The 14145-nt window shown below is 62.4% G+C and carries 15 protein-coding genes; 8 read left to right on the plus strand and 7 right to left on the minus strand.

What is annotated here, in order from left to right; all coding sequences use genetic code 11:
• Nucleotides 1-2: 2 nt before the first annotated feature.
• The 3 genes from ACM6IP_RS15815 to ACM6IP_RS15825 all read left to right on the plus strand — a co-directional run bounded on the left by ACM6IP_RS15815 (nt 3) and on the right by ACM6IP_RS15825 (nt 1682).
• Nucleotides 3-134 (plus strand): hypothetical protein, encoded by a 132-nt coding sequence (locus tag ACM6IP_RS15815; RefSeq protein ID WP_256585517.1) that lies wholly within the window; start codon nt 3-5, stop codon nt 132-134.
• A 73-nt stretch (nt 135-207) separates the two neighbouring features.
• Nucleotides 208-390, plus strand: coding sequence for a hypothetical protein (locus ACM6IP_RS15820; RefSeq protein WP_095170011.1), 183 nt, complete (start codon nt 208-210; stop codon nt 388-390).
• 101 nt (nt 391-491) lie between these two features.
• Nucleotides 492-1682 carry an MFS transporter gene (locus ACM6IP_RS15825; protein ID WP_414861839.1) on the plus strand — a complete coding sequence of 397 codons (1191 nt, stop codon included), beginning with the start codon at nt 492-494 and terminating at the stop codon, nt 1680-1682.
• Here the strand turns inward: ACM6IP_RS15825 and arfB are convergent.
• The 7 genes from arfB to ACM6IP_RS15860 form a co-directional block, all read right to left on the minus strand.
• Complete coding sequence (gene arfB / locus ACM6IP_RS15830) at nt 1679-2092, minus strand: alternative ribosome rescue aminoacyl-tRNA hydrolase ArfB (RefSeq protein ID WP_095170013.1); 414 nt, start codon at nt 2090-2092, stop codon at nt 1679-1681. The genes ACM6IP_RS15825 and arfB overlap by 4 nt on opposite strands.
• 380 nt (nt 2093-2472) lie before the next feature.
• Nucleotides 2473-3891 (minus strand): amino acid permease, encoded by a 1419-nt coding sequence (locus ACM6IP_RS15835; protein WP_095170014.1) that lies wholly within the window; start codon nt 3889-3891, stop codon nt 2473-2475.
• 766 nt (nt 3892-4657) lie between these two features.
• Entirely contained in the window at nt 4658-5893 is a 1236-nt protein-coding gene (rluB, locus tag ACM6IP_RS15840; RefSeq protein WP_095170015.1) for a 23S rRNA pseudouridine(2605) synthase RluB, read from the minus strand.
• Nucleotides 5894-6572: 679 nt separating this feature from the next.
• Nucleotides 6573-7532 (minus strand): SMC-Scp complex subunit ScpB, encoded by a 960-nt coding sequence (scpB, locus tag ACM6IP_RS15845; protein WP_414861840.1) that lies wholly within the window; start codon nt 7530-7532, stop codon nt 6573-6575.
• A gap of 12 nt (nt 7533-7544) precedes the next feature.
• Nucleotides 7545-8303 (minus strand): segregation and condensation protein A, encoded by a 759-nt coding sequence (locus ACM6IP_RS15850; protein WP_174244613.1) that lies wholly within the window; start codon nt 8301-8303, stop codon nt 7545-7547.
• Nucleotides 8304-8363: 60 nt separating this feature from the next.
• On the minus strand, nt 8364-8993 hold the full coding sequence (locus ACM6IP_RS15855) for an L-threonylcarbamoyladenylate synthase (RefSeq protein WP_159994348.1): 630 nt from the start codon (nt 8991-8993) through the stop codon (nt 8364-8366).
• Nucleotides 8994-9006: 13 nt separating this feature from the next.
• Nucleotides 9007-9870, minus strand: a complete 864-nt coding sequence (locus ACM6IP_RS15860; RefSeq protein WP_095170018.1) for a PHP domain-containing protein — start codon at nt 9868-9870, stop codon at nt 9007-9009.
• 86 nt (nt 9871-9956) lie between these two features.
• On the opposite strand from ACM6IP_RS15860, the gene ACM6IP_RS15865 reads away from it, so the two are divergent.
• The 5 genes from ACM6IP_RS15865 (at nt 9957) to ACM6IP_RS15885 (ending at nt 13747) form a co-directional block, all read left to right on the plus strand.
• Entirely contained in the window at nt 9957-10553 is a 597-nt protein-coding gene (locus tag ACM6IP_RS15865) for a septation protein A (protein ID WP_095170019.1), read from the plus strand.
• A gap of 1 nt (nt 10554) precedes the next feature.
• Nucleotides 10555-10854: a YciI family protein gene (locus ACM6IP_RS15870; protein ID WP_414861841.1), complete on the plus strand. Its 300-nt coding sequence runs from the start codon at nt 10555-10557 to the stop codon at nt 10852-10854.
• A gap of 225 nt (nt 10855-11079) precedes the next feature.
• Complete coding sequence (locus tag ACM6IP_RS15875) at nt 11080-11757, plus strand: response regulator transcription factor (protein WP_095170021.1); 678 nt, start codon at nt 11080-11082, stop codon at nt 11755-11757.
• A 141-nt stretch (nt 11758-11898) separates the two neighbouring features.
• The gene (locus tag ACM6IP_RS15880; RefSeq protein ID WP_159994342.1) at nt 11899-12342 is read left to right on the plus strand and encodes an LTXXQ domain protein; all 444 of its coding nucleotides are present in this window, start codon (nt 11899-11901) and stop codon (nt 12340-12342) included.
• A 67-nt stretch (nt 12343-12409) separates the two neighbouring features.
• Entirely contained in the window at nt 12410-13747 is a 1338-nt protein-coding gene (locus ACM6IP_RS15885) for a sensor histidine kinase (protein WP_095170023.1), read from the plus strand.
• Nucleotides 13748-14145 lie beyond the last annotated feature (398 nt).

Below are 14145 nucleotides of genomic sequence, written 5' to 3' on the forward strand. Positions count from 1 at the left end.
ACATGCACGAGATTCCGAATCTCCCCTTCCCAAGCCTGCACGAAACTGAGCAGACAACCCCGCAACAAGCCGGTGCCCAACAGCCCGAGCCAAAGGAAGCCACTGGTAGCCGCAAGGCCGACAGCGAAGACTAAGCGCACTACCCAGACCGTGTGGAAAGCGCTGACTGATGCGCTTTCCACACAGCCTGAAACCCGAGCCCCCGCCATGACCGACACCTTCGACGAATCACAGGCCAGCGTGCTGATCGATGCCGCGCAACAGATGATCGACGTCTGGAACCGCCTGACGCCCGAGAAGCAAGCCCTGCTCCTGGACCGTTTCGGCAGCCAGGAAAACGCCCTCGCCGCCCTGGTCACCACCCAATTGGTCGCGCCCAGCAAAACCTGATCGAGCACCGCCGCCCAACCCGGCAAATTCTCCCCCTGCACTGCGCCAACCACCGGTATCATAAGCAGCCTATCTATCCTGCTGTCCCGTGGACTTTCCCCATGCCAGATCCCCAGCGCCCCATGGCGGTCACGCTGCAAGTCGTTTCCATCGTCCTGTTTACCTTCATCGGCTACCTGAACATCGGCATCCCCCTGGCCGTATTGCCCGGCTATGTGCACAGCGACCTGGGATTTGGCGCGGTCATCGCGGGCCTGGTGATCAGCGTGCAATACCTCGCCACCTTGCTCAGCCGCCCCTATGCCGGACGTATCATCGACAACAAGGGCAGCAAGCTGGCGGTGATCTATGGCTTGGCCGGCTGCGGCCTGAGCGGGGTGTTCATGCTGCTCTCGGCGTGGACCCAGAGCCTGCCGATGGTGAGCCTGATCAGCCTGTTGATCGGCCGCCTGGTCCTCGGCAGCGCGGAAAGCCTGGTGGGATCGGGCTCGATCGGCTGGGGCATCGGTCGAGTCGGCGCGCCGAACACCGCCAAGGTAATTTCCTGGAATGGCATCGCCAGCTACGGCGCGTTGGCGGTGGGTGCACCGCTTGGCGTCCTGCTGGTGCGCCAGTACGGGCTGTGGAGCATGGGCGTGAGCATCATTTTACTGGCGCTGGTCGGCTTGCTGCTGGCCTGGCCAAAAACCGCTGCGCCGATCGTCGCCGGCGAGCGCCTGCCCTTCCTGCATGTGCTGGGACGGGTGCTGCCCCACGGGTGCGGACTGGCGCTGGGGTCCATCGGATTTGGCACCATCGCCACCTTCATTACCCTGTATTACGCCACCCAGCACTGGGATAACGCCGTGCTGTGCCTGAGCCTGTTCGGCGCCAGCTTCATTGGCGCGCGCCTGCTGTTCGGCAACCTGATCAACCGCCTGGGCGGGTTTCGGGTGGCGATTGCCTGCCTGTCGGTGGAAACCCTCGGCCTGCTGCTGTTGTGGCTGGCCCCGGACGCGAACTGGGCATTGGCCGGGGCAGCGTTGAGCGGGTTCGGTTTTTCGCTGGTGTTCCCGGCCTTGGGCGTGGAAGCGGTCAACCTGGTACCCGCTTCCAGCCGTGGCGCAGCCGTGGGTGCCTATTCGCTGTTCATCGACTTGTCCCTGGGCATTACCGGCCCCTTGGCCGGCGCAATCGCCGCAGGCTTCGGCTTCGCCTCGATCTTCCTGTTCGCCGCCCTCGCGGCCCTCAGCGGCCTGGCACTGAGCATCTATCTATACCGCCAGGCACCGAGACTGCGGGAAAACCGCTAGAAATCCACCTTGCCACGCCCGGCCTTGATCGAGCCCCGCTTGGTCTTGGACTCCAGCCGACGTTTCTTCGAGCCGAGGGTCGGCTTGGTCGGGCGGCGCTTCTTTTCGACCTTGGTGGCGGCCAGGATCAACTCAGTCAATCGCTCCAGGGCATCCGCCCGATTCTGCTCCTGGGTGCGGTATTGCTGGGCCTTGATGATGATCACGCCATCGCTGGTGATCCGGCTGTCGCGCAGCGCGAGCAGGCGTTCCTTGTAGAACTCGGGCAAGGACGAGGCCGGAATGTCGAAGCGCAGGTGCACGGCACTGGAGACCTTGTTGACGTTCTGCCCACCGGCGCCTTGCGCCCGAATGGCAGTCAACTCGATCTCGGCATCCGGCAGATGCACGTTGTTGGAAATCACCAGCATGGAAAGCGGTCCGTAATCAGGGGGGTCAGGATACGCGATCGCTGGGTTTGATTGGGGGCATATCCATTTCTGCGGTCGGGCCGCTATGGGTTCCCGTGGGAGCGGGCTTGCCCGCGATGGGGCAGCACAGCCAACATCAATGGTGGCTGACATACCGCTATCGCTGGCAAGCCAGCTCCCACAAGTTCAGTGGGTGTATGCCGAATCTGCGAACAACCTGAATCCCCGTGGGAGCGAGCCTGCTGCGAAGGGATCGGCACAGCCAACATCAATGGAACCATTAGTAGCCACACCCCAAAAAACGGATATACACACAATCCCCCGCATTAAAAACAACAAACCCGGCACAAGGCCGGGTTCGCTGCAACATCAGCACCTACTTAATCAACAGCAGGCACCCCATTCAAAGCCCGTTGCGCACTGCGCTTGTTCTTGATGCCATAGCAGACCCACATGAACAGGATCCACACCGGAATCGCATACACCGAGATCTGAATGCCCGGGATCATCAACATGATGCCGAGGATAAACACCACGAACGCCAGGCACACATAGTTCCCGTACGGGTACCACAAAGCCTTGAACAGCGGCGTCTGCCGGGTGCGGTTCATGTGCTGGCGGAACTTGAAGTGCGAGAAGCTGATCATCGCCCAGTTGATCACCAGCGTGGCAACCACCAGCGACATCAGCAGTTCCAGCGCATGTTGCGGGATCAGATAGTTGAGCAGCACCGCCACCAGGGTCACCGCGGCCGAAGCGAGGATCGAACGCACCGGCACGCCGCGCTTGTCGATCTTGGCCAGGCCCTTGGGCGCATCGCCCTGCTCGGCCATGCCCAGCAACATGCGGCTGTTGCAGTAGGTACCGCTGTTGTACACCGACAAGGCCGCGGTCAGGACCACGAAGTTGAGGATGTGGGCGGCGGTGTTGCTGCCCAGCATCGAGAACACCTGGACAAACGGGCTACCGCTGTAGGAGTCGCCCGAGGCGTTCAGGGTGCTCAGCAGGCTGTCCCATGGAGTCAACGACAGCAGGATCACCAGGGCGCCGATGTAGAAAATCAGGATCCGGTAGATCACCTGGTTGATGGCCTTGGGGATCACGGTTTTTGGCTGGTCGGCTTCTGCGGCGGTGAAGCCGAGCATTTCCAGGCCGCCAAAGGAGAACATGATGATCGCCATCGCCATCACCAGACCGCTGACACCGTTAGGGAAGAAACCACCGTGTTCCCACAGGTTGCTCACCGAGGCTTGCGGGCCGCCGGTGCCGCTGACCAGCAGGTAGCTGCCCAGGGCAATCATGCCGACAATCGCCACCACCTTGATGATCGCGAACCAGAACTCGGCCTCGCCAAAGACTTTGACGTTGGCCAGGTTGATCGCGTTGATCATCAGGAAGAAGACGGCCGCCGAGGCCCAGGTCGGGATCTCCGGCCACCAGTAGTGCACGTATTTACCGACCGCGGTCAGCTCCGACATGCCCACCAGGATGTACAGGATCCAGCAGTTCCAGCCCGACAGGAAGCCGGCGAAGCCGCCCCAGTATTTGTGCGCGAAGTGACTGAAGGAGCCGGCCACCGGCTCTTCGACGATCATTTCGCCCAGCTGGCGCATGATCATGAAGGCGATGAAGCCGCAGATGGCGTAGCCGAGGATCATCGACGGGCCGGCCGACTTCAGTACGCCGGCAGAGCCCAGGAACAATCCGGTACCAATCGCGCCACCGAGGGCGATCAGTTGAATATGGCGATTTTTCAGGCCGCGTTTCAGCTCGCCTGAATGCGAGGTTTGTCCACTCATGAAAGGGTCTCACGCAAGGTTTGATGATATTCGTTAAGACGTTGCCGTCCGGATCAGGATCCGGCAGCGCCGATCAAACCCCAGCGCAAGCACCAGGAGTTCAGCGTATTTACAACGGTCATGCGTCACCTGTTTGTTTTTATCTGTGACGAAATCGAACCCGACACGCTCGTGACGCGGCGGAGTGAACAAGGCGGGTAGCCTTGAAATTGCGTGGTTACGCAGAGGGTCACAGGTAAAACGCGGCGCATTGTACACCGCTAACCCCCTGCTGCCAGACCTCGCTGGTTTAGCGTGTCGTTGGCCGGGATTGCCTGTGTCCGCCTCGAAGGTCGCGGGCGGCTGCAAAAATAGGTTCAGACCTTTGCGGGTCCGTGGCGGGGGTGACGGAAAAATCGCCCCACGAAGAGAGATGAAGATGACTCACGGCGTACATTGCGCCTCCTTCTTGTTATGCACCTGCACGACAGGCATGGGGCGCATGACACCGCGCTACGCCCCGTGAAACAAGCGGGCCAGAGCCTTGGAAGACAGTTGTGACGAGCGCTTGCGGAAAATTTTCCTTACAGTTTTGCGAGCGCGACGATTACACAGGGGTAATCCGGGGTTTTCGTCAGATTTTCGTTACACACCGTAACGCCAACTTTCCAGCTGGGACCCTCCCCCCACACAGCACAGCAGTTTCAAGCGGGCAAAAAAAACGCCAACCCGAAGGTTGGCGTTTTCACGTGCGGCTTAGCGCTTGAAGCTCAGCGCTGCTTCAAGCTCACTCCGGCTTGCGACGGCCAAAGCCAGGACGCTGGCCGGAACCGGCCGGTGCGCCGCGACGCTTGCCCGATGGCGCGTCACGGTCGACCAGGACAATGCCTGGACGCTTTTTCGGCGCAGGCTTGGCCGGGCGGTTGGTGTCGGCCGGGCGGTCTGCCACTGGCGTACCACGACCTGCCGGAGCGCCACGGCCTTCGCCGCGCTCTGTGCGACCGTTGGCCGGACGTGGCGAACGCGGACCGCGCTCGCCGTCCTGACGTCCTGCCGGCTTGCGGCTCGCACGCTCGCCTTCGATATGCGGCTCACGTGCTGGACGCGGAGCGGCAGCCGGGGCACCGGCGGCTGGACGCAAGGTGCGCACGCGCTCGGTCTTGCCCATCGGACGCGACGATTTACGCTGCATGCGATCGAGCTTGTCTTTGCTCTTGGCGTTCATCTGCGGCATGGCCACTGGGGTCAGGCCAACTTCAGCACTCAGAATGTCGACTTCGTACTGGCTCATTTCGCGCCAGCGGCCCATCGGCAGGTCGGAGTTGAGGAACACCGGACCAAAACGCACACGCTTCAGGCGGCTTACCACCAGGCCCTGGGATTCCCACAGGCGACGTACTTCGCGGTTGCGACCTTCCATCACCACGCAGTGGTACCAGTGGTTGAAACCTTCGCCACCTGGCGCCTGCTTGATGTCAGTGAACTTGGCCGGGCCGTCTTCGAGGACCACGCCCGCCTTCAGGCGCTCGATCATCTCGTCGTCGACTTCACCACGGACACGCACCGCGTATTCGCGGTCCATTTCGTAGGAAGGGTGCATCAGGCGGTTGGCCAGCTCACCGTCGGTGGTGAACATCAGCAGACCGGTGGTGTTGATGTCCAGGCGGCCGATGTTGATCCAGCGCCCTTCTTTGGGACGCGGCATCTTGTCGAACACGGTCGGACGGCCTTCCGGATCGACACGGGTGCAGATTTCGCCGTCGGGTTTGTTGTACATGATCACGCGGCGGACCGATTCGGCCGCTTCTTCACGCTTGATCACCTTGCCATCGATGGTGATGGCGTCGTGCATGTCGACACGCTGACCGAGCGTGGCGTCTTTGCCATTGACCTTGATTCGGCCGTGGCTGATCCAGGCTTCTACGTCACGGCGCGAGCCGACGCCGATACGGGCGAGGACTTTCTGCAGTTTTTCGCCTGCTGGGCCGATTTCCTGGTCGTCTTTCTGGTCGTTGATACTCATCTGGGCACCTCCCGGTGTGGTCTGTTCAGGCGTGGCCTGAAGTCGTAAAAGCGGGTCGTTTGGCGAAGGGATCGCCAAAGGGTCGCGAATCATACGCTCATGGCGCGGCTCGCGCATCAGAGACTAGCTGATAAACGGTCGACTATCGGTTTTTTCCGCTGATCGGTGTGGTTGCTCGCGATAGTGCTGCGTCAGTCACCTTGCTGGTGCATGGGCTGGCGTCATCGCGAGCAGGCTCGCTCCCACAAAAGGAGATTCGAACACCAGTAAAAACAGGCCGGCCGGCAGGCCGCCTCGCCCGCTCTTACCACTCAGGCCGACTGCCAGGTCGCCGTGCTCTGGCTTTTGATCTTGATCCACCCGCCCCTTCGGCAGGCTGAGCGAAGGTGTGCATCAGGGGGAGGCGCGTAGCGCCGTGCGGCGAAGCCGCATACATCGAGAGGAGGTGCAGCGAAGCAAACCGTAGGCGATGCCCCCTGATGGGCACCGTAGCGAAGGTACCCCGAGCCTCAGCGAGGGGCCGAACGCTGGGGCTAGACTTTTTGGGTACTTTGGGCTGGGCCGGCACTCCGGCGTTTGACAAAAGTGCCTCGCCGTAAGGGCGAAACCCTAAGCCGCCGTTACCGCAGCAACGGATATACCCCCAAAAACCAGGATCAAAAGATCGTAGCGAGATGTGTCAGTCGTCGAACTGACGGCGTTCGGCTTCGATGGCTTGGGCCAGCGCCAGGGCTTCGGCTTCTTCATCGCTCAGCTCGGGCGGCGGCGGTTCCAGGGCGGCGACCGCTGCCAGGAGTTTTTCCCGGGCCTCGGCAACACCGAGGATGTCGGGCTCTAGCTCTGGCTCTGGCTCTGGCTCGGCTTCAGGCGCGACCTCGACTTCAGGCGCGACCTCGTCCGTCACCGGCCCCTCGCCGGGCTCACCATCGCGCAGCAGGTCGTCGAAGTCGGTCTTGATCCCCTCCTCCATCGAGTCCAGTTCCAGCAACAGGCTATGGAAACTGGTTTCATCCTTCGGCTCTTCCGGCTCGGCACTGGCGTCGGCCAGCGCTTGCAGGCTGGGCGGAACCGGGGCGTCGTCGAACTCGAGCATCGGCTCGGGCTCCAGCTCACGCAGCTCGGCCAGGGGCGGCAGATCGTCGAGGTTCTGCAGGTTGAAATGGTCGAGGAAGGCCTTGGTGGTGGCGAACATCGCCGGTCGCCCGGGAACTTCGCGGTAGCCGACGATCCTGATCCACTCGCGCTCCAGCAGGGTCTTGACGATGTTGCTGTTGACCGCCACGCCCCGCACATCCTCGATCTCGCCACGGGTGATCGGCTGGCGATAGGCAATCAGCGCCATGGTCTCCAGCATGGCCCGCGAGTAGCGCTGCGGGCGCTCTTCCCACAGGCGTCCGACCCAGGGCGAGAACTTTTCGCGAATTTGCAGGCGGTAGCCCGAGGCGACTTCCTTCAACTCAAAGGCGCGGCCCTCGCAGGACTTGCCCAGGATCGCCAGGGCCTTCTTGAAGACCGGCGGTTCCGGACGCTCGCCTTCTTCGAAGAGCTCGAACAGGCGCTCCATCGATTGCGGTTTTCCCGAGGCCAACAGAAAGGCTTCAAGCAGTGGCGCCAGCTCGCGGGGTTCACTCAGATTCATGGATTTTGCTCGTTATTCGGCTCGCGCCCGCACATGGATAGCCGCAAAGGGCTCATTCTGCACCAGCTCGACCAGGGATTCCTTGACCAGTTCGAGGATCGCCATAAAGGTCACGACCACACCCAGGCGTCCTTCTTCAGCGGTGAACAGCTCGACAAAGGGCACAAAACCGCCACCTTTGAGCCGCTCCAGCACATCGCTCATACGCTCGCGGGTAGACAGGGCCTCGCGGCTGACTTGATGGCTTTCAAACATGTCGCCACGGCGCAGTACTTCGGCCATGGACAGCAACAGTTCGCTGAGCCGGACCTCCGGCAACAGCTTGCGTGCCCGCGCCTCGGGGGCGTCCAGCTTGGGCACTACCACGTCACGACCGACCCGACTCAGGCCATCGATGCCTTCGGCGGCAGCCTTGAAACGTTCGTATTCCTGCAGGCGGCGGATCAGTTCGGCGCGCGGATCGTCTTCTTCCGCTTCGATCTCTGCCGACCGCGGGAGCAGCATGCGCGACTTGATCTCGGCCAGCATGGCCGCCATCACCAGGTATTCGGCAGCCAGTTCCAGGCGCACCGACTGCATCAACTCGACGTAGCCCATGTACTGCCGGGTGATTTCCGCCACCGGAATGTCGAGGATGTTGATGTTCTGTTTGCGGATCAGGTACAGCAACAGGTCGAGCGGACCTTCGAAGGCCTCGAGAAAAACCTCAAGGGCGTCCGGCGGAATGTACAGGTCCTGCGGCATTTCCATGACCGCCTGGCCATAGACCATGGCAAATGGCAGTTCCTGCTGCGCGCCCGCCTGGCTGTCGACGGTTTCCACCACCGACATTCAGGCCTCGGCCATGAACGGGGCCGGGTCGCCGCAGCCGACGCGGATCACTTCTGGCTCGCCATCGGCCAGGTTGATCACCGTGGAGGCCTTGATGCCGCCAAAGCCGCCGTCGATGATCAGGTCGACCTGATGCTCGAGCAACTGGCGCATTTCGTAGGGATCGCTCAAGGGATCGGTGTCGCCGGGCATGATCAGGGTCACGCTCATCAGCGGCTCGCCCAGTTGTTCAAGCAGGGCCAGGGCAATCGGATGACTCGGCACCCGCAGGCCGATGGTGCGTTTTTTCGGGTGCAGCAACAGGCGCGGCACCTCGCGGGTGGCGTTGAGAATGAAGGTGTACGGGCCTGGCAGGTGCGCCTTGAGGATGCGGAAGGTGCCGGTGTCGATCTTGGCGAACACCCCCAATTGCGACAGGTCGCTGCAGATCAGCGCAAAGTTGTGCTTGTCGTCCAGCTGGCGCAGGCGCCGCACGCGTTCCACGGCGTTCTTGTCGCCGATCTGGCAGCCAATGGCGTAGGACGAGTCGGTGGGATAGATCACCACCCCGCCGGCGCGGATGATTTCGACAGCCTGTTTGATCAGGCGCGCTTGCGGGTTTTCCGGATGAATCTGGAAAAATTGACTCACATTTTCTACCTGTTCAGACGGCGGCAATAATTGGGTCATGTTTGAATCGACACCAAAGCGGTGGCAGATCCTCCGGGAGCGGGCGGTACTCGCCGATCTCGGACCAGCCTCCGGGGCCATGGAAATCACTGCCGGCACTGACCAGCAGACCGAACTCACGCGCCAGAATGGCCAGGCTGCCGACCTGCTCGGCCGGTTGGTGCCCGTTGACCACTTCGATAGCGTGACCACCCGCTTGAATATAGTCGCCAATCAGGCGCCGGCGTTTACTGCGGGTGAAATCGTAGTGCCATGGATGGGCCAGACTGACCCAGGCACCCGCGGCGCGCAGGGTAGCGACGGTTTCCTCGAGGGTCGGCCAGTGTTGCTTGACGTCCCCCAGCTTGCCCGCGCCCAACCATTTGCGGAACGCTTCGGCGCGGTCCTTGACGTAGCCGGCGCGCACCAGATAGTCGGCGAAGTGCGGGCGGGCCGGGGCATTGCCGCTGTCGCCGAGTTCCTGCTGGATCGCCCGTGCACCTTCCAGCGCCCCGGGCATGCCCTTGAGCTCCAGCTTGCGGCTGATTTCTTCCGAGCGCAGCCAGCGCCCGTCATGCAGCCGGGCGATGGCCTCGACCAGCGCCGGGGCATTGACATCGAAGCCGTAGCCCAGCACATGAATGGTGGCGCCGCCCCAGGTGCAGGACAACTCGACACCGTTGACCAGCTGCATGCCCAGCGCCTGTGCGGCAGCGCGGGCCTCGTCGAGGCCTTCGAGGGTATCGTGGTCGGTCAGGGCCAGGACTCGCACGCCTTTCTCGAACGCCCGCGCCACCAGTACCGCAGGCGCCAGGGCGCCATCGGAGGCCGTGCTATGGCAGTGCAAATCAACATTCACAGGATGTGTAACCTCAAATCAGCTGGCGCTATCGCGACCCAATATGTTTGTTATTATGCCGCCACATCCTGCTTCTGGCTGCCACTGTGAAACAATTCATCGACTTCATCCCGCTCCTGCTGTTTTTCATCGTCTTCAAAATTGACCCCCGGGTCGTCGACATTGCCGGCTATCCATTGACTGTAGGCGGTATTTACAGCGCCACCGCGATGCTCATCGTCAGTTCCCTGGTGGTCTATGGCACCTTGTTCATCACCCAGCGCAAACTGGAAAAAAGCCAGTGGCTGACCCTCGTCGCCTGCCTGGTGTTCGGTAGCCTGACCCTGGCCTTCCACAGTGAAACCTTCCTCAAGTGGAAGGCGCCGGTGGTCAACTGGTTGTTTGCCCTGGGGTTTATCGGCAGTCACTTCATCGGCGAGCAACTGCTGATCAAGCGCATCATGGGCCACGCACTGACCCTGCCGGATGCGGTGTGGACCCGCCTGAACATCGCCTGGATCGGCTTTTTCCTGTTCTGCGGGGCCGCCAACCTGTTCGTCGCGTTTACCTTCCAGAGCATCTGGGTCGACTTCAAGGTCTTCGGCAGCCTGGGCATGACCCTGCTGTTCCTGGTGGCGCAAGGTATCTACCTGTCCCGCCACCTGCACGACGCCGATCCCACTACGCCAAAAACCGAGGACTGACATGCTATACGCAATTATTGCCACAGACGTCGCCAACTCCCTGGAAGCTCGCCTGGCCACCCGCCCTGCGCACATTGAGCGTCTGCAACAACTCAAGGCCGAAGGCCGCGTGGTCCTGGCCGGTCCGCACCCGGCAGTGGACAGCAATGACCCAGGCGCCGCAGGTTTCACCGGCAGCCTGATCGTCGCCGAATTCGCCTCCCTCGAAGCCGCCCAGGCCTGGGCCGATGCCGACCCGTACATCGACGCCGGTATCTACGCCAACGTCCTGGTCAAGCCGTTCAAGCAAGTCCTGCCTTAAGAAGCCTGGCGGCGCGGTGAACCTTGTGTTCATCGCGCACTCCATAGTGCTCGCAATGTTTGTTTCAACCCACCCGCCTCAGGTTTTTCACCCCGCCCTGTCCAGCTGACCACTCAGCCGCACGGGTTCGTCGTGGCATGCCAGTCGCGCGCGCCGCCCTGCATTGCGATATCGTTGCCAGGAATGGACACCCCCCACATCGACAATGGCTAAATTGAGTAAGTCATGAGCGAGCTGTTACTGATTGATGATGACCAGGAGCTGTGCGAGCTCCTCGGTAGCTGGCTGAGCCAGGAAGGCTTTGTCGTGCGCGCCTGCCACGACGGACTGAGCGCCCGCCGCGCCCTGGCCGAGTCCGCGCCGGCGGCCGTGGTGCTGGACGTGATGCTACCCGACGGCAGCGGCCTGGAACTGCTCAAGCAATTGCGCAACGACCACCCCGAGCTGCCAGTGCTGATGCTTTCGGCCCGTGGCGAACCGCTGGACCGGATCCTCGGCCTGGAGCTGGGGGCCGACGATTACCTGGCCAAGCCCTGCGACCCTCGGGAATTGACCGCCCGCCTGCGCGCCGTACTGCGCCGCAGTCACCCGACGGCCGTGTCCAGCCAGGTGGAACTCGGCGACCTGTGCTTCAGCCCAGCGCGGGGCGTGGTCAGCATCGACCAGCAGGAATACACCCTGACCGTCTCCGAAAGCCGCCTGCTCGAAGCCCTCCTCAAGCAGCCTGGCGAGCCGCTGGACAAGCAGGAACTGGCGCAGATCGCCCTCGGCCGCAAGCTGACCCTCTACGACCGCAGCCTGGACATGCACGTCAGCAACCTGCGCAAGAAGATCGGCCCGCACCCCGATGGCCGCCCGCGCATCGTGGCACTGCGCAGCCGCGGTTATTACTACAGCCTCTGAGTTCAGTAGGCCGGCGCCAATGTCAGGACCGCGTGCGAGCGTCTTTACCCAAGCTTTACGCTTCGCTGACCGCCGCTGACCTTGATCTGCGTAATCTGCACTCATCCGGAACACACCGGGAACGAGACAAGGAGATACACCATGCGCAAGACCCTTATCGCTGTGCTGTTCGCTGCCGCCCTGCCCACCGTTGCCATGGCCATGCCAGAAGGCCAGGGGCCGATGGGCCCGATGGACAGCCCACGTCACGGCGCTCAGATGCACGATCACGGCAAGGGCCCTTACAGCCAGCTGGACCTGAGCCGCGAACAACGCGAGCAGATCCGCAAGATCATGGGCGAGCAGATGCACGAGCGTAAGCAACTGGTCGACAAATACCTGGAAAAACTGTCGCCAGCCGACCAGAAAGCCATGAAGGACGAAATCGCCGCCCGTCACCAGAAAGCCGAAACCGAGGTCCGGGCGCTGCTCAAGCCTGACCAGCAGCAGAAGTTCGACGCCATCCAGAAAAAGCGCGCCGAACGCAAGGCCGAATGGGCACAGTTCCAGGCGTGGAAAGCGCAACAACCGCAAAAAGCGCAATAATGCTCTAGCGCTCCTCCCCCAGCCCAATGGTCCCCGCCATTGGGCTTTCCTTGTTTGAGGGTTTCCCGTGCGTTCATTGTTCTGGCGCATTCTCGCCAGTTTCTGGCTGGCCATCGCCCTGGTTGCAGGGCTGTCGATACTGCTTGGGCACATGCTGAATCAGGACGCCTGGATTCTCAGTCGGCATCCGGGCCTCAATACCCTGGCGCAGCAGTGGACCCAGCTGTATGAGGAAAACGGCGAGGACGCCGCACAAACACTGCTGGAAAAACGTAAGCGGCGTTATCACATCGACGTCCAGGTGCTCAACGAAAGCGGTGACCCGGTGGTGCGCGGGACCTTCCCGCGTCGTGCGGCGGCCTTCGAGGCTCGGCAGAACGACAATAACGACCGGCACCTGCCGTGGCGGCGCCTGACCGCCGAGTACACCAGCCCAAAAACCGGTGAAACCTACCTGCTGATCTACCGCATCCCCCACCCGGAGCTCGATAGCTGGCATCGCGAAAGCCTGCTTTGGCCCTTGAGCGCGCTGGGTATTGCGCTGGTAGTGCTGACCCTCTTCAGCCTGCTGGTGACGCTGTCCATCACCCGCCCCCTGAGCCGCTTGCGCGGCGCGGTGCATGACCTGGGCCAGACCACGTACCAGCAGAACAGCCTGGCGCGCCTGGCCAACCGGCGCGATGAATTCGGCGTATTGGCCAATGACTTCAACCGCATGGGCGCACGTTTGCAGAGCCTGATTGGCAGCCAGCGGCAATTGCTGCGCGACGTGTCCCACGAACTGCGCTCGCCCCTGGCGCGCTTGCGCATCGCCCTGGCCCTGGCCGAACGAGCCGGCCCCGAAGAGCGGGAAAAACTCTGGCCGCGCCTGACGCGCGAATGCGACCGCCTGGAGGCCTTGATCAGTGAAATCCTGGTTTTGGCACGGGTCGATGCCGATAACGCCAGCGCCGAGGCGGTGGACCTCAACCTGCTGCTGGGCAGCGTGCAGCGCGATGCCAAGCTCGCTGCGCCGGATCAGCAGATCCGGGTCGAAGCCGAACCAAGCCTGCAGCTCAAGGGCTGGCCGACCATGATTGAGCGGGCCCTGGACAACCTGTTGCGTAACGCCCAGCGCTTCAACCCGAGCGGACGGCCGATCGAAGTCCTGGCCCGGCACCAGGGTGAACGTATCGTGCTCAGCGTGCGCGACCACGGTCCCGGGGTCGACGCCGAGCATCTGGCGCAGTTGGGTGAACCCTTCTACCGCGCGCCCGGCCAGACTGCCCCCGGCCATGGCCTGGGCCTGGCCATCGCCCGCCGCGCCGCCGAGCGTCACGGTGGCAGCCTGACCCTGGCCAATCACCCAGAAGGCGGATTCATCGCCAGCCTGGAGTTGCCACTGGAGCCGGGAGCCAGCACCTGAGCCCGGCTCCGCCTTTTTGGGGAGCTGACGCCCGCTTTTGGCTCGCCAGCGATGGGCATAGGTATCTACACAACTGTGGTGCGACGTTGCACCTGTGGAGAGAGAACCTGCTTGGGTCGTGACCTCTGGGCCTCTGGGGTGTTGGATTAGACCGAGTACATATCCATTTCTTCGGTAACGGCCTCCTATGGTTCCGCCTGACGGCGGCTCACTTTTGAACAGCGCAAAAGTAAGCAAAACGCTCTTTCCCCACCACTTGGTGCCTCGCTTAGGCTCGGCATGCCCGTACTCCGACATTGATTTGGGGGGCCGCCGCAATGGGCCCTCCCTGGCCCAGTGCGGCTAAACCGGCGTCCTGCCGGGTTACCCCCCAAATCAATATCGAAGTACGGCCAGCG

Origin of the sequence: Pseudomonas sp. IT-P176 (genome assembly GCF_949767245.1) — a bacterium.
GTDB lineage: Bacteria > Pseudomonadota > Gammaproteobacteria > Pseudomonadales > Pseudomonadaceae > Aquipseudomonas.

Bases quoted from the DNA above. Each gene is read 5' to 3' on its own strand.
- ACM6IP_RS15815 (WP_256585517.1), top strand. From the start codon at position 3: ATGCACGAGATTCCGAATCTCCCCTTCCCAAGCCTGCACGAAACTGAG.
- ACM6IP_RS15820 (WP_095170011.1), top strand. From the start codon at position 208: ATGACCGACACCTTCGACGAATCACAGGCCAGCGTGCTGATCGATGCC.
- ACM6IP_RS15825 (WP_414861839.1), top strand. From the start codon at position 492: ATGCCAGATCCCCAGCGCCCCATGGCGGTCACGCTGCAAGTCGTTTCC.
- arfB (WP_095170013.1), bottom strand. From the start codon at position 2,092: ATGCTGGTGATTTCCAACAACGTGCATCTGCCGGATGCCGAGATCGAG.
- ACM6IP_RS15835 (WP_095170014.1), bottom strand. From the start codon at position 3,891: ATGAGTGGACAAACCTCGCATTCAGGCGAGCTGAAACGCGGCCTGAAA.
- rluB (WP_095170015.1), bottom strand. From the start codon at position 5,893: ATGAGTATCAACGACCAGAAAGACGACCAGGAAATCGGCCCAGCAGGC.
- scpB (WP_414861840.1), bottom strand. From the start codon at position 7,532: ATGAATCTGAGTGAACCCCGCGAGCTGGCGCCACTGCTTGAAGCCTTT.
- ACM6IP_RS15850 (WP_174244613.1), bottom strand. From the start codon at position 8,303: ATGGTCTATGGCCAGGCGGTCATGGAAATGCCGCAGGACCTGTACATT.
- ACM6IP_RS15870 (WP_414861841.1), top strand. From the start codon at position 10,555: ATGCTATACGCAATTATTGCCACAGACGTCGCCAACTCCCTGGAAGCT.
- ACM6IP_RS15875 (WP_095170021.1), top strand. From the start codon at position 11,080: ATGAGCGAGCTGTTACTGATTGATGATGACCAGGAGCTGTGCGAGCTC.
- ACM6IP_RS15880 (WP_159994342.1), top strand. From the start codon at position 11,899: ATGCGCAAGACCCTTATCGCTGTGCTGTTCGCTGCCGCCCTGCCCACC.